Below are 21,736 nucleotides of genomic sequence, written 5' to 3'. Positions count from 1 at the left end.
TTTGCGGAAGTCTGGAAGTGAAATCGTGGGCGGTTAGCATGAGCGGATTGATTGAGTCTACGCTTGTTTGTTTTTCAGGGTCGACTTCAACATTTGGAATAACCATTGATTCAAAGGCGCATCTTTCTGTGAACGACGGCAGCTCATCACATAGCTCACATCGATGGTCAGTTTTTCTGGCAAGTCCATACTGCGACAGCCTTCTGGCACGCTGCCACTGAGAGTGATACCAAAATAGTCGGATTTGAATACAACATCGTGAATCATCGCAGGGTGGTCGACTTCGACTCGTGGGTTTACGTGAAAACCGATATTTCTAAGACGCTCAAGGACCGGGTATTTATTGTCATTCCATCCAGGTGTTTTAAATAGAGCGATTGGATAGTTGGCCAGCGACTCAAAGTCTTGCGCTGGATGATCGTTTCTCACGAAGAAAACCACTTTTCCTTCCCCGAACTCCTTTTGAGAAATCGACTGTGGCAAGGTTTCATCAAAGTAGTGAACTGCAATGGACTCCTCACCGTCGATGAGCCTGTTCCTAGCATTGCTTCCCCACCTAAGAAATGAATAGCGAGCATGCGGTGCAGCTTTAGTCAGAGCAAATAAGAGTTTCGAGCCAAAGCGTTCCCAGAACAGAGTATTCGCGTAGATTTTGATATTGCCTTGGTAAGTGTCTGGCGAGAATACTTGGTGTTTAATGGCTTCAACGCTGCTCAGGATTTGCTCAAAGTTTTCGATGTTGGTTTCAACAAAAGTCGTGGGTTCAAACCCGTGTTTGGTTTGAATGAACAGTGGGTCGTCGAGCTGTAACTTTAATTTCGAAAGGTTCTTGCTGATTGCTCCGGAGGTTTTTCCTAACGACTCCGCAACCAATCCAACATTGCGAAGTTCATACATACGCTTGATGACGAGGATATTTTGAATATCGAGATTGATGTCCACAGGCTCTCCAAATGAATCCTTTTATAGGCAGTAATTTCGGTGCGGTAGGCGTACAGAAATTATGTGACTCTAATATCATAGTGGTAGTACAAAACAGATAAGACAGAACAGCGTCAGAACTTCGCTAATCCCTTGATTTTCCATTTGGTAAATCTTGCTTTTCCTCGAATGGCTTTCACTCAAGCGCTAAAGTTACCTCAACAAAGAAACACAGATACCAAACGAACAAATAATTAAAAATAATATGAGGTGATGTATGAAAAAGTTAATCGCACTAGGCTTAATGGCTCTTTCAATGAATACTGCTTTTGCTGCCGACGGTACGTATACAGGGACTATCGACATGACAAGAAGCGAAGGTAATCAAGTAAAGGCTGAGCGTGTTGAATCTGACTTAACACTGGAAGGAAGAAATGAAGCGTCTAACGGCGGAATCCAATTCCAAAAGAACGTTGATCAAGACCAAACGATCCAGCTTACAGGTCGTCGTGACTAACGTTAAAGATGTGCTTACCATTGTCATGAGAAATGCTGCGCCCTCGGGTGCAGCATTTTTCGTTATTGGGTTGTGGAGTATTTTATAAACTCTAGCGATCTAGCCTTGGCATGTTGTGTAACGTGTGGCATTTTGTTGTTCTCTAATTTAGATCGCTATTAGGTGTTGGTTAAGCATTACAAACCAGTAAGCGAACGACTCGAAAGGACAAGGAATGACTCAAAAAGAAACGGGAATGATTCGTCATATTCTACTGATTAAGTTTAAAGAAAACGCTGAAGCTTCAGAGGTTCAAAAACTAAAGATGCTGTTTGAAGCGATGCCAAACAAGGTTGAAGGGGTCACTTCAGTAGAATGGGGATTAAATGACAGCCCTGAAAACAAGAATCAAGGTTATACCCACTCGGTGTTAATGACGTTCGCCGATGAAGAAGGCCGCCAGAATTACCTTCCGCACCCTGAGCATGATGCGCTGAAAGATGTGTTTCGTCCGCTTTTAGAAGACATCATTGTGTTTGATTACTCCCTGTAATTGGGTTCTGAGTAGGTCTCTTGTGTTTGACTCACCTTTGATAATGAAGAGTTAGGGCCTAGCGTTTAAGCCCTAACTAAATAAGAAACGACTTACTCTGTTGGTGAAATCGTGACTGGTGCAAACGATGCGACAGCATTTCCGCCTGCGCCCGGACGATCTACATAAGGCGTGTTCTGCATTAAGGTGTAGTACACATCCACGAAGTCATCATCATTCACTAATACGCCATCAGGAATCACATCGATAATCTTGCCTGTGATCTGAGGAATGATCGCATAACCCTGAACTTCTGGATCAGGAATCATCTTCAGTATCTCTTCTGCGGCTTGAACCAAGAGTTTTGCTAGCGCTTTGTAGTCTGTGCCATCATCGTGTTCCATTAAGATCATGTCTGCAGCGCCCCAACGGTAGCGAGGCCAGAAGATGACGGTCTGGTTCGGGTAGTACGTCTGTTTGTCGTAGTCCAGATAAGGCATCTCAACGAGGTCGATCTGGGGCTCTAAACGATTTGAATCGACACCCGTCACGATAGCGTAGATTTCCGCTTTACCAGAGATCCAAGGTTCTTGGTCGACGGCTAAACGGATTTTGGTTAATTGTGTTGTATTCAATGGCTCAGGTTCCGACAAGGCCATCGAGCGACGAGCCTTGTTCATCAAAGACGATTTTTGAGGTTTACTCTCGTCGGCATTGGTATCGCTAAAGGCATTGATTTGCGTTGTAGTACCCAGCTTTTGCATCTCTGCCTGCATCGCCATTAGGCCTGCTTTGAGCTCTTCAGCACCGTTACTATCCACCACAAACACTGGGACGTCTGGCATTTGGTACACGTCTAGTTCGTGAACCTGCCCATACACATCATAGGCTTCGATGTATTGCCAGTTTGAATCATCGCCTGATGGTTCGAAAGCAAACAGCGGGTTTTCACCATTCTTCCAAGCTTCGATCATCGCTTCATCAGCCATGCGAACCTCTAACACAGAGTCGCTGAAGTCGTTGATCCCTTTCATCTTGCGATAACCAAGATCCGCTTTCTGCATCCGGCTTGAAAATGCAGAGTAGGGCTGAGTAGAGCTCAATTTATCTACAGGCGCGGATAAGTTCTTTTCTGAGATCTGAGCCTTCAATGAAAGCTCAAGATCGGAATAACGCTCGCTGATTTGTAACGCCAAAGATTGCTTTTGCGCAGCGCTACTTTCTGCAATACCTAATGAATCAGTTGTCTCAATATTTTGCGCAAAAGACTGGAAGCCAACCACTGTCGTTGCAAGCACCATACTGATAGGAAAAGATGGTCTCATAAATAATCCTTATTTTAATTTTTATCATTAATAGAGCATTTGCCCTATAAGGATTAACCTATCAGTAACGTGAATGTGTTCAAAAGTTAGTCAGTTATTTTTGTTTCGTTGTGCAGCACAGGATCTCAATTTAAACTGTTTTTATAAAACAATGCCTAAGTAACCTTGATATTTATAAATTAATAAACGTATCAGTAAATAACTTACAATATTATTAGCTACTACGGTGTTTCATAAAAAAACCTACTCAAAGTGAGTAGGTTTTTATTTCGCGGTTAACCGCTAGTTCTCGATTTACAACTTGTTTGAGAGGCTCGCTCTAACTCAATCTAAACGCAACGTTAGGCCAGAGTAGTTCGAGTACCCACGCAGTAACACATGGTAGGTTACGCCCGGTTGCGCGCTCACACTGCACTGCTCATTGTTTCCAGCGCGATAAGGGCGACAATCGTAACTCGATGTCGTTGGCTTGCTGCCCGATTTCACGTAAAGGTCGGCATCACCTGAACCACCAGACATTGAAACCGTCACGCTGGATGCAGAATCAACAGTGAACGTGTAGAAGCTCTCTGAAGATTGATTCCCGCTTAGGTTCGCAATCGGTGTGCCTTTCGTTAATACATTGCCGGTTGGCGGCGTGACACCACAACTCGCATTCACGCCTACGGTATTGAAAGCGTCTTCAACATCGGCAACCATATAGCCCATGTCTGCTGCGGCTTTCGCTACGCCACAAGCACCGGCATCAAAGGTACTGTTTGCCGTCCAATACAGTTGGTTTGCGACTGTGAATATTTCAAAGCCCTTACGTACATTCCAACCCGATTTGTTCGCTAAAAGGTAAAAGGCGCGGTTATAAACACCACTAGATAAGTGAACGTTCAAGCCATCGTAGTATTGCGAGGCGTGATCAATCGAACGACCATCTTTTGAAGGTTGATCAAAGTAACGCAAGCCGCCTTCTGATTTGAATATATCGCTTCCGACCACCCAATCCACACTGCCACGTAAGTAGTATTCAGCCGCTTCGCCCGCAATATCGGAGAAGGCTTCATTGATACCGCCCGACATGTTTTGGTACACAAGGCCGGAGTTTTGCTCGGTGAACCCGTGGCTGACTTCGTGAGCACTCACGTTAATATCGACCAATGGGTAAAAGGTATTTTTGCCATCTCCAAAAGTCATTGATGACCCATTCCAGAAGGCATTTTCATAATCTGTGCTGTAATGAACTCGCATCGTCAGCTGGAAAGTTAGAGGCGATGTGTTCATCCACTCTTTGTACATATCAAACACGACATTACCAAAGTAGTGCGCATCGTTAAGAGGCGAGTAGGCCCCGTTAATGTATTTATGATCGGTGTAGTTGGTTCCGTCGGCACAGTTGTAGCTGTAGGCTGCGCTGCCAGACGTTCCGTTCCTCAAATCGACGGTCTTAACAGAATCGTTTTCTAACGTACAAGTCGTGCCTGTTTTGTCGATGGGAAAGCTAGGGAAGTCACTGCCATATTCATATCGAGTGGTTTTGAGGTTGCCACCTGGGCCAGTACCTAATGCTTTAGCGTGGTTTAGTCCATTCCATTTTTGGAGTACATCGCCAGTCGTGGCATCAATAAAGTAGAAAGGGCGCTCTGGCATTGAGGACGCGATAAAGAAATCGACCAGATACACCACTTGAGCGGTTTGGTTCTCATCCAATCTCACCATCAGTTTTGCGTTTTTATTTTCAATCGATTTTTTGCCGACGGTAAACGTGCGATGAGCGGACAGTGCGGCTTCAATCGCTTGCTCTTGATTCAGTTTTGGCGCGATGCTGGATAGGTCACCACTGATCCCCTGTGCCATGGAGCCGAACACCTGAGTGGGTTGGTTCTTGGAAAGGGTGGCGACAACGGAGGTATCAAAGACGGGTAAACCTCGGTGAGTTTGTTGGTAGCGGACTTTCGTTTTTCCATTGGGTAGTACCACCCGTTTAACTTCAGAAAAACCTAATTCAAGTGGAGCAACACTCTTCGACTGAGCGACGAGGCTTTGTTGTAGCAGTGTATCGTTATCGACTCTGACCATTTCTGCAGCGTGTGCATTAAAGCCAAAAGATGTACCTAGAATAGCTGCTATTTTCCAGCTTAGTTGACGTTGTTGGTTCATTTTTCGTTCCTGATTTTAATATAAACTCCTTCTTCCCAACGGCTTTATAGGAAGTCTATATGCAACACGACGATGCCATGTGTTGCGAATCAAGATTGGAAGAGCATTTGGAATTATGACAAGTTTATCAGGGAGATTTATTTTTAGAGTATGTAATTCAAAGTTTACAAAAAATCTTATTGATCAAATTGTTTTTATAAAATCTAATTTTATTATTTATCGTAAACGTATGAAGGGTCGGGAGTTATTAAAACCCGTTTTGTTTGAATCTATAGAATAACTTTCTCTAAGTTAACTTCGATATTTTTATGATTTTATTTTAATTATAAATCTGTAAATAACTGAGTATTTGGAAGTTGAGATACTGTCTTTATTATCAATAGCAAACTTGTTTTAACAATATCAGCCAGAACAGTTATCAAGTTTTCTTCATTTAGTTCTGTTAGATAGAAAAATTCTTATATTTTCATGTTCAATCACAAGTTAATAAACATAAGTTATTGTTATAAATAAAGTAAGTCGCTTAAGATAGGCAGTGTAGAAACTAGGCTGAAAAATACTGCATTTTAAGCCAGAATTTCTCTGTCTAATAGTTGTTATGTTCAAAGGAGAAAAATTTGAGTCTATTGATGGATATTAGCTTTGGGTGTAGATGCTCTCATCACATCGAAGCGACTGTATATGTTCCTGATCCAGATTTCATGGCAGAGAAATCTCGTGATAGTACCAGTGAACATTGGGAAGAAATTGAGTGTGAGAAGTGCGGTGATATGTATGAGGCTTACATCACTAACTCATTCTCATATGCTGAATGTAGCATTGATAATGGTGACATTGATGTAAATTATTCAGTCCCTTATTATCCTGATTTAGGTGAAGATGATCTCGATTGGTTTATTGAAAGTTCAAAACAGTTTTCTGTATTCGAACGCCAAATATCGAACGTAAAAGGTCTTCTTGAAGCGGAAGTTTCCGAAGAACAAGCTTTTAGCTTGCATGTAATGCTACATGGTCATGTTGTTGCCGCAGTTGAGGCATATCTTGCATCAACGTTTATACATAAGGTCACTAACAATAGTGATTTTATACAAAAGCTAGTAGAAACTGATCCTACGTTTTCACAGCAAAAATTCACTCTTAAAGAAATATTTCAAAAACAAAATCAATTAAAGCAAACAGTCGCGAAGTACTTAAAAGACTTGATATTCCATGACCTTAAGAAAGTCAAGCCCATGTACAAGGAAGTGTTGAGCGTAGATTTTGGTGAAATAAAGTGGTTGTTCCAAGCTGTAAGTACAAGGCATCACTGTGTTCATCGTGCTGGTTATGATAAGGATGGGAACCCCTTAGTTATTGGGACTGAGTCTATCCGTGAACTAGTTGATAAAAGTTGGAGCTTTATCGTCTTTATTGAAGAAGAGCTAAAAACCTTAGAACAACAGTCTGATTTAGATTTGGATTTCGACATACCATTTTGAACATAACAAAGCATGTAACAACACTTGGCAGTTTCGCCTCGCTCAAGTATAGCAAAGCGCCGCTCACACCTTAATGCGGCGTTAGGATAAATACAAAATAAGGAGTTATGATGTTAGAAAATATGAAAAAGTTGAAAGAACAAGCAGAGAGTACAAGTAACACATTGGAGGAAATAAATGATAAAAGGAGAAAGAAGTTAGCTAAACAGTATTCAGAAATAACTAAAGTGAATCTATCGATTAGCCAGCAAGAAGTTCTCTCGTTTTTTTGGCATACAAAAGCTCAAACTGTAATTTCAGAAGTCAGTACTGATGTAATACTATATGGTATGAAATCTAAGGAAAAAGCCTATAAGTACTCAGGCTTGGAAAATAGACTAGCGAAGATATTGATTGATCTTGAAATGCTAAAATTAATCAAGAATTTCGATATTACTCAATCGTCCAATCAAGTCATTCAATTGACAGAGCAGGGTATAGAAGAAGTTAACAGTATTAATCCAAGATACTCAGCACTTCAATTGGAGTGGCGAGACTTCCTAAAAAATAAAGTCAGCATTGGAATTACGAGTATTTCTTTCATATCCGCTATTGTTGGATTATACGTATTCGCAATATCCTAACAATCGACTATGGTGTCAATGACTAATTTTTGGCTGTGTTTTCATCCCACATGGCGCCATCTCTCAGCATAGAGTTAAGGGACACAACCATCTTTCGAACACACGCGATTATTGCGACTTTCTTAGGTTTTCCGGCAGCTAAAAGTCGAGCATAAGTCGCTTTGAATACGGGGTTACATTGCATGGCTGACATCATTGCCATATATAACACTGTGCGTACTTGCGCTCGACCGCCCTTGAATTACGCGCTTACCTTTGTAGCGTCCACTTTCGCGTGTAATTGGAGAGACGGCAATATTTCCTATTCTTGGGACGCTCTGCAATATTGTATTTTTGATCATGCTGATTGAGTTGGCATTATGTGGCAGGTATGGAATTCGAATATAGAAAAGTAGAACCAAATCATAGAGATTTTCAGTCATTAATCGCTGAACTGAATTTGTCACTTCGCCAGATTACTAATGACACAGGTGAAAGCTCTTTTGTATCTGACGCTTTTGAGCCATCAAAAGATGGATGTATCGTGATGTACCTAAATGATAGCGCTGTGGCATGTGGGGTATTTAGATATCATGAAAGTGAAGTTTGTGAACTTAAGCGGATGTATTCTAACAAAGCTGGTGCGGGCTCTTATTTATTGAAACAACTCGAATGTCTTGCGATTGAAAAAGGGTATCGAAAAGCTATTTTATCGACACGTAGAGTTAACTCAAAAGCGGTGACCTTTTATTGTCGCCACTCTTACTCAGAATCCAGTGCGTATGGTAAATATGTCGGTGTAGACCGTTCGATTTGCTTCTCAAAGACGCTAGTCATATAACAACCAAACCTATTCGGTCTTAGTTTCACGGAGGAAACATGACAAGCCACCAATTACTGGAAAAGGCACTTTATAGCAGTGCCAGCATCCATCAACCTCATTCTTTAAAAGCTTATTTGGCTGCGAATTATCTGAATGTTTATTTCGCTAAAACTGACAATGTGTGGCTTAAAACGAGTGAGCTGATAGGCCAAACTGAGATTGAAGTTTTAGACGAGTACTCTGCAACGCTACAAGCGCCAAAGTTCTCAGATTTTCGTATTCAAAGGATATTGGATAACGGGGTATACCCAGCGGCGTATGCTGCTTTAATGCAGTGGCATGAGAATAAGGGCTTTCAAGACATCTTCTCGCATTACGTTTCGCAGGCTCCTCAAACAAGCGAATACCTTTCCCACAATGTGACTATCTTATTGGCGCTGAATCGTGTTTACCGTGAGTTAGAGCCGTCTCAAGTTCCAGTATTCCTTAACCGCTTCACTGAATTTGTCACATCGACCCGTTCTGACGGTGACCGAAGCACTGACACAAGTGAAATTGTAGATCTCGATAAGGTATTACAAGCATGCCTAAAACAGTTTGGTTTCTTTGGGCATAACCTAATTACGCTTACGTGGATACTGCGTTGTAAGGAAGACTTATTGAAAGAGCAATATGAGTCGATGCTTTCTAATCTCTATCAACAGGCTAATAGCCCTTTGGAAGATCCTGACGATGAGATTGATCAAGCTATCTTAGCGCAGTGTCAAAGCTCGGATAATTCAGATGAGCTCTATGACAATGTCCACCGATTGGTTTTTGGGTATACGTCGAATCTACACCAGATAACCCTAGCGGATGCATTGTGTTTTCTTCAGGAACGATTCCCTGAACATACTACACAGCTAAAATGTGTCGCAGAGTATCAGTGTCGCCTGTTAGAAAAGTGAGTTTAATTAGGACGTTGCATTTAACTTATGCAACGTTATCAGTCTAGTTAGCGCAGAAGTACAACTTACACGCTAATCAGATCTCAAATTAAAAAATAGAGCTACTCGATAATGCAGCTATGCTCTTTAATTCTGAAAACTAGTCAGGTGTCAAATATGGCTCACATATTACAGATCTCCCACGCAAAGGCGAACGTTTGCCTTTTGTTTCTCAGAATTTAATTGCAACAGTAAATAACATACAAACGTAGAGGTAGCGCACAGAATCGAAAAAGGGGATATCGCGATTACGTAATCATTGATCTAGCCGATAGTGAGATAGTGATAAGAGGTCGATAATTCGTTGTCGGATCTAAATTAGAACTTTAAATCTAATTTCTAAGTAGTTGTTATCTCAGGAAGAGTTTTTGTGCTATGCGCCCCTATATTAAATACATTATCCCTATTTTAATTCCTTTCATTATCCTCGTAATGCCGCTATCAGCGTTTCCATTTGAAGGCCTTACGATTATTCAACAACGCGTTATCGCAATCTTTTTATTAGCGGCATTGTGCTGGGTGTTCGAGCCTATCCCGATTTACGCGACGTCAGTTGTTATTATCGTTCTGCAATTATTGATGTTGTCGGATAAAGGGCTGATCTTTTTAAGGTTTGATCATGGGGAAGAACATTTTGGTGAGTTGTTAAAATACAGCGATATCATGGCGACATTCGCCAGCCCAATCATCATGCTGTTTTTGGGCGGTTTTTTCTTAGCGATGGCCGCCACTAAGTATCGATTAGACGTAAACTTAGCCCGTGTATTATTGAAGCCATTTGGACAAGATCCAAAGTTTGTGATGCTCGGCTTAATGTTGATCACTGGTATCTTTTCGATGTTTATGTCTAACACGGCAACAACGGCAATGATGCTCTCTATTTTAACGCCGGTACTGGCTGTGTTTCGCCCGAAAGACCCCGGTCGTATAGCGTTTGCGCTTTGTATCCCTGTTGCCGCTAACATCGGTGGCATTGGTACCCCGATCGGTACCCCGCCGAACGCTATCGCACTTAAATATTTAGTTGGCGATAACCTAATTACGTTCGGTGAATGGATGGCATTTGGTGTGCCGTTTGTCGTTATTATGATGGCGTTAGCGTGGTTTTTAATAGGCTTTATGTACAAAGCTGACCAAAAGAAAATCGAGCTAAGCATCAAAGGTAAATTCCTTAAAACGCCCAAAGCCATTGCGGTATACGTCACTTTTGCGCTGACTATCATTCTTTGGTTAATGGGCTCAAGCCATGGCATGAACTCTTATACCGTCGCTCTTATTCCTGTCGCTGTGTTCTCACTCAGAGGGATCATCAATAAAGAAGACCTGAAAAAGATTTCTTGGGACGTACTGTGGCTTGTATCAGGTGGTATTGCGCTTGGTTTAGCTCTCGATAAAACTGGCTTAGCAAGGCTCGTGGTACACAGCATTCCGTTTGATGCTTACTCTCCATATGTGGTGTTGTTCGGAGCGGCGTTCTTGTGTTTGGTAATGGCAAACTTTATGTCTCATACCGCAACGGCTAACTTGTTAATGCCAATTATGGCTGCATTAGGGTCGTCTATGGCTTCACTCACGCCACTCGGCGGTGAGTTAACGTTAATTCTGGTTGTGACTTTTGCCGCTTCATTAGGTATGTCGCTGCCAATCAGTACGCCACCGAATGCGTTGGCTCATGCCACGGGTCATGTGCAAAGTAATCAAATGGCTAGAATCGGTATTATTTTGGGTGTGGTTGGTGTGCTACTGAGCTTTGTTATGGTGTGGCTGCTACATTCAATTGGTCACATAGGATAACGATACGTGTATCAACAAAAGCTAGAAGCACTGATCGATCGCTATTTTAACCAAACAGAACGTCGGGTGACGTGCCGTGCCGGTAACACCATTATTGAACAATCAGCGTTAAACACTCGTTTATATTATGTGTTTAGTGGAGAACTCGAAGGCTTTTATACCGATGCGAATACACCGCAAGTGCGAGTATTTAGCGCGGGTAGTGGGGCTTTTATAGGCGTTCATAGCTTCTTTTCAGGTAATTGGACAGCATCTTCAACGGTTGTTGCTAAAACCGATGTTGAGTTAGCGTGGATCGATAAAGACACGCCTGCAGAAGATGAACGTAACTTTGGCCCTCTTACCGCACAGTTCACACCTGTGATTGTCAATGAGTTGTCGCGTCGTCAACGCCGTGCAACACAAGAAGCGATAGCGAAACAAAAAGCGCTAGAGAAGTTACACACTGCTGAGCAAATGACGACCTTGGGTCAATTGGCTGCAGGGATTGCCCATGAGCTTAACAACGCTATTGGTGTCGTAAATAGTAAATCTGGCCGACTTGAAACGGTCATAATGGATCTACTTGAAGAAGTGCATCCAGAAGCCAGTCAATTTTTCGATTTTGGGTTAATGCATGGTCAGAAAACGACGTCGTCAGAAGCACGAACACGTGGGCGACAATTTGAAAGAAAATATGGTTTAGACAAAAACATTGCTCGCTCTCTTGCAAAGGCGATTCCAATTGACGCTTCATCTGCAACAGACGTTATTTCAAAACATTGGCTGAAAAACCCAGAAGAAGCGATTCGCTTTTGGCAGATGGGCTGTGATTTACATGATTTACGTTTAGCATCTAGACACACCGTTGGCATCGTAAAATCGGTTAAACAACTTGGCAGAGTTGATATTGACACCGAAGAAGCGGTTGATATTAATGACTCCATTAACCATGCCTTATCGTTGTTACAAAGTGAGTTACGTAGAGTATCTGTGCGATTGAGCCCTGCAGATTTGCCGCCTTTTAAAGGCTCGAAAACAGAGCTCGTTCAGATTTGGGTCAACATTGTAAAGAATGCTTGTGATGCCATGTCGAATTCAGACGATGCTGCAATAGAAATTCAAACCAGATTAAGTAAGAAAAGAATATTAGTTACGATTACGAATAACGGCCCTGAGATAGACGAGGTGACTCGTAGAAAGGTATTTCAGCCCAACTTCACCACTAAAAAAGGTGGTTTATCGTTTGGATTGGGCTTGGGTTTATCAATCGTTAAGCGGATTGTGGCGGGTTATGGCGGAAGTATCATTGTGAAAAGTGATGCTTCTAAAACTGTATTTAGAATCAAGTTACCAGTAGAGGGTGAACATGGAGAAGCTTAATTTAATCTGTGTCGATGACCAGAGAGAAGTACTGAGCGCAGTGGTACAAGATTTAGAGCCGCTGGCGAGTTGGCTGAATATTGAAGATTGTGAATCAGCACAAGAAGTGCTTGATCTCATTGATGAACTTGACGCAGAAGGCGAACACATTACCGTCATCGTGTCTGATCATGTGATGCCAGGGAAAACGGGTGTGGAGTTACTCACTGAAGTGTTCCATGACAGCCGCTTTCCGAATACAAAGAAAATTCTTCTTACGGGGCAGGCCACTCATACTGATACCATCAATGCGATTAATGCAGCAGGTATCGACCGTTACTTTGAAAAGCCTTGGCAAGCAAGCACGTTAGTTGAATGCATTCGCACTCTTGTCACTGAGTACATATTTGATCAAGGGCTTGATTACACGGACTATCAGAATGAGCTCGACCAGCAGGTTGTGTTGAGACGCTTGCGTTAGTCTCTTATGTTAGCGACTTACGCTAGTCACTTATGTCAGTCGCTTGAAATTATATGCACCGAAGGACGCTTTCTGAGGGATTTTTTCTTTGAGAGATGTAATCTTTCGGTACATATATTACCTATCTCTTTTAGTCGTTCAGGTTTTAGTACTCAGTTATTAACACACTGGTTGCTGGCTTAAATTTAAAACTTATACGCTAAGCCAACACCAACGAAAATTGAAGTTAATACATAGTCTTTATACACCACATTAGTGCCGCGCCTGCCTCCAGGTAACGCCAGCGGATGCATTGTGCTTTCTTCAAAAGCGATTCCCTGAACATGCAGCAGAACTTCGTACGATGCCGCCTTCTCTATATTCAACATTTGAATGCAATTTGTGGAATATATCAAAATTAATTAAATTGATAGTAAGTTATTACTTTTCATTATGTTAGGGTTCTTTTCTTTAGGTCAGCTGATTAGGAAGAGGCTAATGAAAAAGGGATTTGTGATAGCGATATCAATCGGCTTTGTTGTCTTCTTCCTTGTTGGTCGTGAGCTTCAGTGGTTCGGGTCCAATAATTCCGAGTTGTTCCCCAAACTTCCTGATGGTCCCCAATTTGTTCCTTCTACCGATTTCGACGGTGAGTAGCTAGGCCGTCGCATTAACATCACTGGCAATAATATGTGTGAATGCACAACCATCAACGGAACTATTCGTGAGGGTAAAGTTACCCTAAGGCTTACCTACAATGGAACACCGTTAGAGGGCTGGGTGACGGAAAGCGGCGACTTACGTTTATATGCCAAACATCGCCGATGGGATTATCGTTTTTCAGCACATGGAAGTAGCAATAGATTTGACGGCCGTTGGCACTTAACCAATGGCCCGTGCCAAGGGAGTTGGTTTATAGAAAAGGTCGATGGCAAGTAGGGCCGTCAACGTATTATATACTTGGAATAACTTAAACAATATCCACACGCATGTGTACGATTTAGTTTAAAGATATAGATAGGAAAACCCATGAGGATTGTGATTTTTATCGTTACAGTGATTTTAGTTAAATCAATTGAAGCAAAGTTTGGGCACACCTATAACATCTTTTCAGATCCACTTGATATCAAGTTAGCTGCTCTCGATTTTGTCTTGTGGGTTTCAGTCTACTTTGGTTTATCTTTTGTTTATGAGAAGGGCAAAGGCATCCTGACTAAAATGGGTAAAGTTAAGAGTCCATCGAGTAATTTGCCCCCACATTAAGCTGACATAATGTAATCTGCATATTGTTGGTGATACGAGTCAAGAGTTGAAAGCGGTTTGAAGAAGGGATAGCTATGAATGGAAAAATTGTTCGCTGGGTTGATGAGAGAGGTTTTGGCTTCATCAATTCAGATGAATTAGAGGGAGATGTTTTTGTTCATATATCGAAGTTTACGGACGGTTATCGTCGTCCTCAAGTTGGGGATGAAGTTGAATTTCAATTATCGAATAGTGGCTCTAAACTCAGCGCTTCGAGTGCTCAACTAGTTGGTATAGAAACATCCAAATCTAACCCTCTTTCAATTATTTTGTCTGCACTTTTCGTCGGGCTTATTGGCGCAGGTTTGTATCTTTTGGTATTGGAGCCTAAGTTAAATCCTGCATATGAGAGTATGGGATTTAGTTGCCAAGGTAAAACGCATTGTAGTGAGATGCTATCTTGCGATGAAGCAAAGTTTTATTTGGCAAACTGTCCCAATGTGAAAATAGATGGTGATCGTGATGGTATTCCTTGCGAGAGTCAGTTCTGCAGTCACTATTGATGCCTGTTTATTAGTCATTCAAAAATAGACAACTAAAAGGACATTACATGGACATCAGAGTAGGGACATTACCTGATATTGCAGGCATCACCGATATCTTCAACTTTTATATTGAACATACCAATGCGCGCTTTGAAGAAGAGAAGTTGTCGTTGGAAAATCGTCAGCAGTGGTTTTCTCAATTTTCGAGCCAAAGCAAATATCAACTGTATGTTGCGACAGAAGGTGATGCGTTATTAGGCTTCGCGTGTTCTCAGCAATACAGGGCTATGTCGGCATTTGAAGATACCGCAGAGGTCACTATTTATCTTGCGGAAGAAGCTCAAGGTAAAGGTTTAGGCTCCAAGCTTTATTCTCAGCTATTTGCATCGATTAGTGATTATGGTGTTCACCGCGTACTCTCAGGTGTTGCTTTACCTAATGAGGCTTCAATAGCACTTCATAAACGTTTTGGATTTCGAGAAGTCGGAGTGTTCAATGAATATGCGAAGAAAAACGGTCAATACATCAGTTCAATGTGGTTAGAGAAGGCGTTAAACAAGGAACCAGATTGATTAGGATGGTTCAAACACGATGCAATACTCTTGGTACTTAAATTACGTATTGCTCAATGTTTGATTTAGAAACAAAGGACACAATATGGAAGTAAGGTTGGTCAAAGGTACAGATCCTAAGTTCGCTGAATCGATCACCAAAACGAATATGACGAGTTACTATCAAGCTCGTGGAATCGCTTGGGGTCATAGTCAGTTTTTACGTAGCTGGGATGAACTGGATAACTATGAAATTTATGTAGGGGATAGCCGTATTGGTGTTATCCGCTTCAGTTATACCAGCGATACAACGTTTCTTAGGGACTTGCAGATATTAGCTGAATATCAAGGTAGAGGCTTTGGCTCTAAGTGTTTGGATTTAGTGATCGAACACGCGAACAATCAAGCATCGGCTCAGTTAGTGTTGCGCGTGTTCAGTGAGAACCCCGCTATTAAGCTTTATCAAGCAAAAGGTTTTACTCAGTTGTCTGAAGTGAAAGGGCTCGTTGAGATGGAGCTGCTTTTAGGATCATCATTGAGAGGGTGTCATGGATAACCGTATCCAATTAAATTTTGTTAAATACTTATTTTCAGAGTTGCTGTTTATTGTTATTGCACTAGGTCTTGTCTATTGGATATCAGACGGTGATCGTTCATCGCTGCTAACCATAGGGCTGATAATTTGTGTTCCTCCACTAATAAAAATTCTAATGTTGTGGTGGAAGCTTCGCGATAGCTCATTTGAAATCACGAACGGTCATCTACGTTTAAATGGCGTTGCTTGTGATGTGACTTTACAGCGTAGCTTTCTTCCGTTTGAAATTGGCTCTTTCATCAAGCTTTCATACACGAAAGGTGCAATGCAGAAACACAATATTTACCTTTCTAAAGGCGCTATGAGCCAAGAAGAATGGCAGCGTGTATTAGCGTGTCGAACATAGTTTCACGGCTTTAGTTTGTGTTGTGCGCCAGTTTGTATTTCGGATTTGGTTCGTGTGCTAGTATCGCTTTTTTTGCATCGAGCTAATCCATGACCAACGACCATTTCAAAGGCAAATATGAGGTTGAGCTGAAGTATCGACTTAGCTCTAAGTCTGAGTTCTTGAAAACGTTGAACCTAATTCCTCATGAAGTAATGCTGCAAGACAATCAAGAATGTGATTGGTATTTTGATAGCTCTGATAGAAGTTTACAGGCTCAGAACAAAAGCTTGTGTATTCGTACTATGGAGCCGTCGGGCATCAAACTATGGATCGTCAAAGGCCCTGAGTCTGATCGATGCGAAGCGACAAACATCACTGATGCGTCGAATGCTAAGAGTATGCTAGAGAACCTGGGGTACGAAGTGATTCTTAAAGCGCATAAAACTCGCAGTATTTACTTTGTTGGAGAGTTCCATATCACGGTCGATTCTCTTGTGGGTATTGGTGATTTTGCCGAATTTGCAATCATGACGGACGATGAGTCTAAGTTGTCTGTGTATAAAAGTGAGCTTGAGTTGTTAGCCAGTAAGTTCGGGCTGACTCAATCGGCACTGCAAACTCAGTCTTATAAACAGATGTTCGAGGAAATGAACGCATAGTACAGCGCTTAAGCGTCAGGGAGAGTTATGGACACCATTATCAAACAAGCAATCGAACTGCGAAAAGAAGAGAAGTATCAAGCGTCGCGTGACTTACTGGCAACGCTACTCACTGATGAAAACTATGCGGCGAAAGCTCATTTACAGATTGCGTGGTCTTACGACAACCAAGGCAAAGAGCAACAGGCGATTGATCACTATGTGCTGTCTCTGTCTGGCGTGCTTTCTTCAGTAGAGCGTTTTGATGCGCTGTTCGGTTTGGCGAGTACTTATCGAAGCCTTGGCCTTTATGCAGAGGCTTTAGGCTATTTCGAACAGACTATGGCTGAGTATCCTGACTCGATAGAAGTGAAACCTTTCTACGCAATGTGCTTGTACAATTTAGGTCGCCATAAAGAGGCGACATCGCTGTTACTTGAGCTTTTAGTTTCCACGACGAATAGCGAAGCGATCAAAGAGTACCAACGAGCGATCTCTTTATATGCTCAAGACTTGGATAAAACCTGGTAAACAGCCGCGTATAAAGCTCATCTGTTTGCTTAAATACGATGAGCTTAGCCTTGTGTTGCCTTCTTAGGACGAAACTTTCTGCCGTCCATGATATTCAAAGACATCAGTGTTAGGTTGGTCGCGCCTGCTATCAGTTCTAAAATCTGAACGCCATAAAACACTGAGTCGAACTCTCCTAAACTTGCCCACTGATTTAAAAAGTAAGCGGCTGGAATCAAAATAACGATCCCGTTGAACGCGATAATTGGCATGCGTTTACTCTTACGCTCAACTATTTTCCCTTTTCGTTGTTTTGCCATAGCTGCGCCGGTCGCACCAGTGATCGCAATGGCTGGGACAAGAATAAACAAGCCCGGAAAAACGATCATCGACTTGACTAGCTTCACTGATTCCAAAGTACCAAACAGTTCTACAAGCAATGTGCTGGTAAAGAATGTCGCGACACACAGTGTTGCTGTTAATGCCGCTGTTTTGTGGATTATTGGTTTCATATCATTTACGCCTTTAATTTGGTAACATGTTGTCAATTTGGTTTTAAGTCTAATTTAATGACAGCATGTTGTCAAAGTGAGTGTTATGGATACGAATGGAGAAGTTTTCACAAAGATCGCACTAGAGATCTTTAAGGTCAGTGGTCTATTGAATGCTGAGGGTGACAAATTAACCGAAGAGTTAGGGTTAAGCAGTGCCAGATGGAAGGTGATGGGTGCGATCGAAAAGTCCGATGATCTGGTCACGGTTTCTCAAATTGCTCGTATTATGGGGCAAAGCAGACAAGCGACTCAGCGTGTTACCGACATCATGGTGAAAGATGGCCTGCTAACTTGGCTTGATAACCCGAATCACAAAAAAGCAAAGCTGGTTAACATGACTGAAAAGGGCAAGGAAGCGTATTCGCTATTAGATAAAAAACAGGAAGTATGGGCTGAAAGTGGCGCTGAAAGCATTGAAAGAGACGAGCTTGATAAGGCGCTAATCACTTTGAAGAAGATGGCTACCTTCTTAGATAAATAAATAAATAGATAAATAGATAAATAGATAAATAGATAAATAGATAGAGAGTGGAAGTTGAGAAGAGTACGGAAGCCTAAGCATCGATGTGATACTTAGGCTTCAGGGGATAGCTTTTGTTCTTTAGGAAAGCGTTACGCTGAAAGCTCTTTACGAACGATCTCTGCGCCAGCACTGAGCGCATTAAGCTTCGCTGAGGCAATTTCGCGAGGTAGGGGTGCCATGCCGCAGTTAGTGCAAGGGTAGAGCTTATCGGCATCAACGTACTTAAGTGTTTCTCGTAGAGTGTTAGCCACTTCTTCTGGTGTTTCAATGGAATCGGTAGCCACATCGATTGCACCGACCATCACTTTCTTACCTCGTACCAGTTCAAGTAGCTCAAGAGGTACATGAGAGTTGTGACACTCTAAAGAGATGATATCGATATTCGATTGCTGCAGCTTAGGAAACACTTCTTCGTATTGGCGCCACTCGGTGCCTAACGTTTTTTTCCAATCCGTATTCGCTTTAATGCCGTAGCCATAACAAATATGCACTGCTGTTTCGCACTTAAGCCCTTCAATGGCTCTTTCTAAGCACGCGATGCCCCAATTATTCACTTCATCAAAGAACACGTTAAACGCAGGTTCATCGAACTGAATAATATCAACGCCTGCTGCTTCTAACTCTTTCGCTTCTTCGTTGAGGATCTTCGCAAATTCCCACGCCAGTTTTTCACGGCTTTGGTAATGCGCATCGTAAAGTGTATCAATCATGGTCATAGGCCCCGGCAGAGCCCATTTGATCGGTTGATCGGTTTGTTGACGTAAGAATTTAGCATCTTCGACAAACACGGATTTCTGACGAGAAACAGGGCCAACGACTGTAGGGACACTTGCATCGTAACGGTCGCGGATTTTAACGGTTTCACGCTTTTCAAAATCAACGCCATTCAAATGTTCAATGAAGGTCGTTACAAAGTGCTGACGTGTTTGCTCACCGTCACTCACAATATCAATGCCTGCTTGCTGCTGCTCGTGCAGAGAGACACGCAGCGCATCTTGTTTGCCATCTGTGAGTTCAGCGCCTTGAAGTTTCCATGGCGACCAAAGCGTCTCTGGTTGTGCAAGCCAAGACGGTTTCGGCAAGCTGCCCGCTGTTGAAGTCGGTAATAGTGTTTTCATAATAATACTGCCTATCCTTGGGTGGTTTGAGAGCGCAATAGACGATTAAAGTGCGTAATTTGCCGACCAGTTCTCTAGAACTGATTGGTATGGCTTAATGAAATTCTCTTCTGCGAATTTACCTTGTTCAACCGCTAACTGGCTTCGTTCTTCACGGTCATACACGATTTGAGTCAGCGAGTGATCCAAGTTTTTCAAGTTTGGTTGGTAACAGTTGCCCGCAACCGCGTTCGCGTTGTAAATCTCAGGTCGGTAGATTTTCTGGAACGTACCCATTGTGCTGATGGTGCTGATAAGCTCTAGGTTCGAGTAGTCGTTCAGTAGATCACCAAAGAAATAGAAAGCCAAAGGTGCAACACTGTTTGGCGGCATGAAATAACGAACCTGTAAGCCCATCTTCTTGAAATATTGCTCAGTTAAAGAGGACTCATTCGGTTGGTATTCAAAACCTAATACTGGGTGTTGGTTTTCAGTGCGGTAATAGGTTTTATTATCTGACACGCTTAAGCAAATAACAGGTGGCTTATTAAAGTTCTTTTTGTAAGCGTCAGAGTTAACGAAATATTTAAAAAGCTTGCCGTGTAAATCACCAAAATCTTCTGGAATGCTGAATTTATCTTGGCCTTTATTATGATCCAATAGACGTACGCTAAAGTCATAATCTCGAACATAAGAAGAGAAGTTATTTCCGATAATGCCTTCAATACGCTCGTTGGTTTTACGGTCCAGAATATTGGTTTTCAGCACTTCAATTGAAGGGAATGCTTCGCCGTTGCTTTCAATATCCATATCAACAGAAATGATTTCAAGCTCAACAGAGTAACGGTCGCCCTTAGGGTTGTCCCAGTGTGCTAACGCGTTGAAACTGTTATCGATCATTTGTAGCGCATTACGCAAGTTCGCTTGGCGGCTGTCGCCTCTAGCCAGGTTAGCAAAGTTGGTTGTGATGCGCGTGCTGTCTGCAGGCTGGTAGTTTTCGTCGAGGCTAATGCTCTTAATCGTAAAATTAAATTCTTTATTCATGCTGATTTGGTATCCCAATTTGTTTTCTGATTCTCTCGGTCTTTAGTATTAAAACGGCTTTTATTTTTTGCTTGTGACCGGATTAAGAATCGAAGGCTATGCTGTCTGACATCAATGCTTAGCAGAATTAATGTCGTATAAAGTTAATCGCTTAAGGTTTTTATACGTTGATAGGTTCACCATTAACAATGGTATTACTTCACATTGAACATGAGGAATATTCATGATCTATTCTGTTTGAATATTTAAGCCGGTGTCAGTTATATTAATTAGCTTGATGGAAATATAACCACATTATTAGTGTGTTATTTAAGACGATTAATTTAATTAAGAGATGGATGAAATGAGTGAATTGCTGTTGTTGATTTTATACTGTGCATTATTAGGCAGTGGTGTTGGTTTTCTTGCCGGGCTTTTGGGGATTGGCGGAGGGCTGATCATTGTTCCGGTGCTAAGCAGCATTTTACTTCACTTAGAGATTCTACCTGCGGATCAAGTGGTTGTTGCGGCCATCGCTACTTCGTTGGCATCGATACTGTTCACCTCAACTTCTTCTGCACTTGCTCACCACAAGAATGGAAACGTGCCTTGGGATCTGGCGCCTTGGATCATGCTCGGTGTTGCTCTAGGTGCACTGGTTAGTGGCTTTATGGCGGCTCTGTTGCCGGAAAAAGTCGTTCGTATTGTGTTCGCCGTGAGTGTAGTTCTTATTGCGATCAAGATGTTCTTAAGTAGTAAAAATGATGCACCTAAGGAACGAAAACTGCCAAACAAGGGCGTGCTAACTGTGCTGACAACCATTACGGGTGGCTTGTCTGCCATGATAGGCATTGGTGGCGGTGCATTGCTGGTTCCGCTATTAACGTTCTTCTCTGTCGATATGAAAAAGGCTATTGGCTGCGCGTCGGCTTGTGGCATTGTCATCGCGTTGTTTGGCTCGATAGGTTACATCAGTTCAGGCAGCAGCCACTTTGCTCTATCAGACGGTTTTGCTGGCTTTGTTTATCTGCCTGCGCTGTTGGGTATTGTGTGCACGTCTTGGTTTACTGCCCCTTTAGGCGCAAAAGCAACCAATCATTTACCGGTTCCAACGATTAAGAAAATCTTCTCGATACTGTTAGTGGTTATCGCAGCAAGTATGGTGGCGCGTTAATTTTTTGTTGTTCGATATTATGTGTTGGGTATGAACAGATAGATTTAGTA

General features: G+C 42.2%; 24 protein-coding genes and 2 pseudogenes. 19 read left to right on the top strand and 7 right to left on the bottom strand.

Going from position 1 to position 21,736, the window contains the following annotated elements; all coding sequences use genetic code 11:
• Nucleotides 1-57: 57 nt before the first annotated feature.
• Entirely contained in the window at nucleotides 58-942 is an 885-nt protein-coding gene (locus M4S28_RS10845) for a LysR substrate-binding domain-containing protein (protein ID WP_249631790.1), read from the bottom strand.
• A gap of 256 nt (nucleotides 943-1,198) precedes the next feature.
• On the opposite strand from M4S28_RS10845, the gene M4S28_RS10840 reads away from it, so the two are divergent.
• Both M4S28_RS10840 and M4S28_RS10835 read left to right on the top strand, forming a co-directional pair.
• On the top strand, nucleotides 1,199-1,438 hold the full coding sequence (locus M4S28_RS10840; protein ID WP_017081013.1) for a VPA0252 family protein: 240 nt from the start codon (nucleotides 1,199-1,201) through the stop codon (nucleotides 1,436-1,438).
• A 214-nt stretch (nucleotides 1,439-1,652) separates the two neighbouring features.
• Nucleotides 1,653-1,970, top strand: a complete 318-nt coding sequence (locus tag M4S28_RS10835) for a Dabb family protein (protein ID WP_009846539.1) — start codon at nucleotides 1,653-1,655, stop codon at nucleotides 1,968-1,970.
• 92 nt (nucleotides 1,971-2,062) lie between these two features.
• Here the strand turns inward: M4S28_RS10835 and M4S28_RS10830 are convergent, their stop codons facing one another.
• Nucleotides 2,063-3,274 (bottom strand): DUF3103 domain-containing protein, encoded by a 1,212-nt coding sequence (locus M4S28_RS10830; RefSeq protein ID WP_249631789.1) that lies wholly within the window; start codon nucleotides 3,272-3,274, stop codon nucleotides 2,063-2,065.
• Nucleotides 3,275-3,598: 324 nt separating this feature from the next.
• Nucleotides 3,599-5,422 carry a M4 family metallopeptidase gene (locus M4S28_RS10825; protein ID WP_249631788.1) on the bottom strand — a complete coding sequence of 608 codons (1,824 nt, stop codon included), beginning with the start codon at nucleotides 5,420-5,422 and terminating at the stop codon, nucleotides 3,599-3,601.
• Between the two features lie 617 nt (nucleotides 5,423-6,039).
• Between M4S28_RS10825 and M4S28_RS10820 the strand changes: the two genes are divergently transcribed.
• Nucleotides 6,040-6,900, top strand: coding sequence for a hypothetical protein (locus tag M4S28_RS10820; RefSeq protein ID WP_146162398.1), 861 nt, complete (start codon nucleotides 6,040-6,042; stop codon nucleotides 6,898-6,900).
• Between the two features lie 107 nt (nucleotides 6,901-7,007).
• Entirely contained in the window at nucleotides 7,008-7,523 is a 516-nt protein-coding gene (locus tag M4S28_RS10815; protein ID WP_181360259.1) for a hypothetical protein, read from the top strand.
• A 22-nt stretch (nucleotides 7,524-7,545) separates the two neighbouring features.
• Here M4S28_RS10815 and M4S28_RS10810 read toward each other — a convergent pair.
• A pseudogene (locus tag M4S28_RS10810) lies at nucleotides 7,546-7,858 on the bottom strand (transposase); the annotation flags it as partial.
• Nucleotides 7,859-7,893: 35 nt separating this feature from the next.
• On the opposite strand from M4S28_RS10810, the gene M4S28_RS10805 reads away from it, so the two are divergent.
• From M4S28_RS10805 to M4S28_RS10745, 13 genes and pseudogenes are all read left to right on the top strand, one after another.
• Nucleotides 7,894-8,343, top strand: a complete 450-nt coding sequence (locus M4S28_RS10805) for a GNAT family N-acetyltransferase (RefSeq protein WP_249631787.1) — start codon at nucleotides 7,894-7,896, stop codon at nucleotides 8,341-8,343.
• 38 nt (nucleotides 8,344-8,381) lie between these two features.
• Nucleotides 8,382-9,272, top strand: a complete 891-nt coding sequence (locus M4S28_RS10800) for a hypothetical protein (protein ID WP_249631786.1) — start codon at nucleotides 8,382-8,384, stop codon at nucleotides 9,270-9,272.
• Between the two features lie 414 nt (nucleotides 9,273-9,686).
• Nucleotides 9,687-11,105, top strand: a complete 1,419-nt coding sequence (locus M4S28_RS10795) for an SLC13 family permease (RefSeq protein WP_249631785.1) — start codon at nucleotides 9,687-9,689, stop codon at nucleotides 11,103-11,105.
• A 6-nt stretch (nucleotides 11,106-11,111) separates the two neighbouring features.
• A complete protein-coding gene (locus tag M4S28_RS10790; protein WP_249631784.1) occupies nucleotides 11,112-12,467 on the top strand; it encodes an ATP-binding protein in 1,356 nt (451 codons plus the stop codon).
• On the top strand, nucleotides 12,454-12,927 hold the full coding sequence (locus tag M4S28_RS10785) for a response regulator (protein ID WP_017062404.1): 474 nt from the start codon (nucleotides 12,454-12,456) through the stop codon (nucleotides 12,925-12,927). Before M4S28_RS10790 ends, M4S28_RS10785 begins: the two co-directional genes overlap by 14 nt.
• 477 nt (nucleotides 12,928-13,404) lie before the next feature.
• Nucleotides 13,405-13,845 (top strand): annotated as a pseudogene (locus M4S28_RS10780) (hypothetical protein).
• Nucleotides 13,846-13,935: 90 nt separating this feature from the next.
• On the top strand, nucleotides 13,936-14,169 hold the full coding sequence (locus M4S28_RS10775) for a hypothetical protein (RefSeq protein ID WP_017077144.1): 234 nt from the start codon (nucleotides 13,936-13,938) through the stop codon (nucleotides 14,167-14,169).
• Nucleotides 14,170-14,243: 74 nt separating this feature from the next.
• Nucleotides 14,244-14,711 carry a cold shock domain-containing protein gene (locus tag M4S28_RS10770; RefSeq protein ID WP_108100728.1) on the top strand — a complete coding sequence of 156 codons (468 nt, stop codon included), beginning with the start codon at nucleotides 14,244-14,246 and terminating at the stop codon, nucleotides 14,709-14,711.
• 47 nt (nucleotides 14,712-14,758) lie between these two features.
• Nucleotides 14,759-15,265 (top strand): GNAT family N-acetyltransferase, encoded by a 507-nt coding sequence (locus tag M4S28_RS10765; RefSeq protein ID WP_249631783.1) that lies wholly within the window; start codon nucleotides 14,759-14,761, stop codon nucleotides 15,263-15,265.
• Between the two features lie 85 nt (nucleotides 15,266-15,350).
• Complete coding sequence (locus M4S28_RS10760) at nucleotides 15,351-15,800, top strand: GNAT family N-acetyltransferase (protein ID WP_249631782.1); 450 nt, start codon at nucleotides 15,351-15,353, stop codon at nucleotides 15,798-15,800.
• On the top strand, nucleotides 15,793-16,185 hold the full coding sequence (locus tag M4S28_RS10755; RefSeq protein ID WP_249631781.1) for a hypothetical protein: 393 nt from the start codon (nucleotides 15,793-15,795) through the stop codon (nucleotides 16,183-16,185). The genes M4S28_RS10760 and M4S28_RS10755 overlap by 8 nt, the downstream gene beginning before the upstream one ends.
• An 89-nt stretch (nucleotides 16,186-16,274) precedes the next feature.
• On the top strand, nucleotides 16,275-16,826 hold the full coding sequence (gene cyaB / locus M4S28_RS10750) for a class IV adenylate cyclase (protein WP_249631780.1): 552 nt from the start codon (nucleotides 16,275-16,277) through the stop codon (nucleotides 16,824-16,826).
• 27 nt (nucleotides 16,827-16,853) lie between these two features.
• Nucleotides 16,854-17,336 carry a tetratricopeptide repeat protein gene (locus tag M4S28_RS10745; RefSeq protein ID WP_108092780.1) on the top strand — a complete coding sequence of 161 codons (483 nt, stop codon included), beginning with the start codon at nucleotides 16,854-16,856 and terminating at the stop codon, nucleotides 17,334-17,336.
• Between the two features lie 44 nt (nucleotides 17,337-17,380).
• Here the strand turns inward: M4S28_RS10745 and M4S28_RS10740 are convergent, their stop codons facing one another.
• On the bottom strand, nucleotides 17,381-17,827 hold the full coding sequence (locus M4S28_RS10740) for a hypothetical protein (protein WP_017082703.1): 447 nt from the start codon (nucleotides 17,825-17,827) through the stop codon (nucleotides 17,381-17,383).
• An 85-nt stretch (nucleotides 17,828-17,912) separates the two neighbouring features.
• Here M4S28_RS10740 and M4S28_RS10735 point away from each other — a divergent pair, with 85 nt between their 5' ends.
• A complete protein-coding gene (locus M4S28_RS10735; protein ID WP_017077136.1) occupies nucleotides 17,913-18,350 on the top strand; it encodes a MarR family winged helix-turn-helix transcriptional regulator in 438 nt (145 codons plus the stop codon).
• A 131-nt stretch (nucleotides 18,351-18,481) separates the two neighbouring features.
• Here M4S28_RS10735 and M4S28_RS10730 read toward each other — a convergent pair whose 3' ends face one another.
• Together M4S28_RS10730 and M4S28_RS10725 are read right to left on the bottom strand one after the other, a co-directional pair.
• Nucleotides 18,482-19,510 (bottom strand): methionine synthase, encoded by a 1,029-nt coding sequence (locus tag M4S28_RS10730; RefSeq protein ID WP_249631779.1) that lies wholly within the window; start codon nucleotides 19,508-19,510, stop codon nucleotides 18,482-18,484.
• Between the two features lie 45 nt (nucleotides 19,511-19,555).
• A complete protein-coding gene (locus M4S28_RS10725; RefSeq protein ID WP_004733564.1) occupies nucleotides 19,556-20,533 on the bottom strand; it encodes a DUF1852 domain-containing protein in 978 nt (325 codons plus the stop codon).
• Between the two features lie 343 nt (nucleotides 20,534-20,876).
• On the opposite strand from M4S28_RS10725, the gene M4S28_RS10720 reads away from it, so the two are divergent.
• Complete coding sequence (locus M4S28_RS10720) at nucleotides 20,877-21,686, top strand: sulfite exporter TauE/SafE family protein (protein WP_004733565.1); 810 nt, start codon at nucleotides 20,877-20,879, stop codon at nucleotides 21,684-21,686.
• Nucleotides 21,687-21,736: the final 50 nt, after the last annotated feature.

This window comes from Vibrio sp. J383 (genome assembly GCF_023503985.1).
Taxonomy (GTDB): domain Bacteria; phylum Pseudomonadota; class Gammaproteobacteria; order Enterobacterales; family Vibrionaceae; genus Vibrio; species Vibrio splendidus.
Note: the sequence above shows the minus strand (reverse complement) of the source record. Positions and strands in the feature narration are given on the sequence as shown.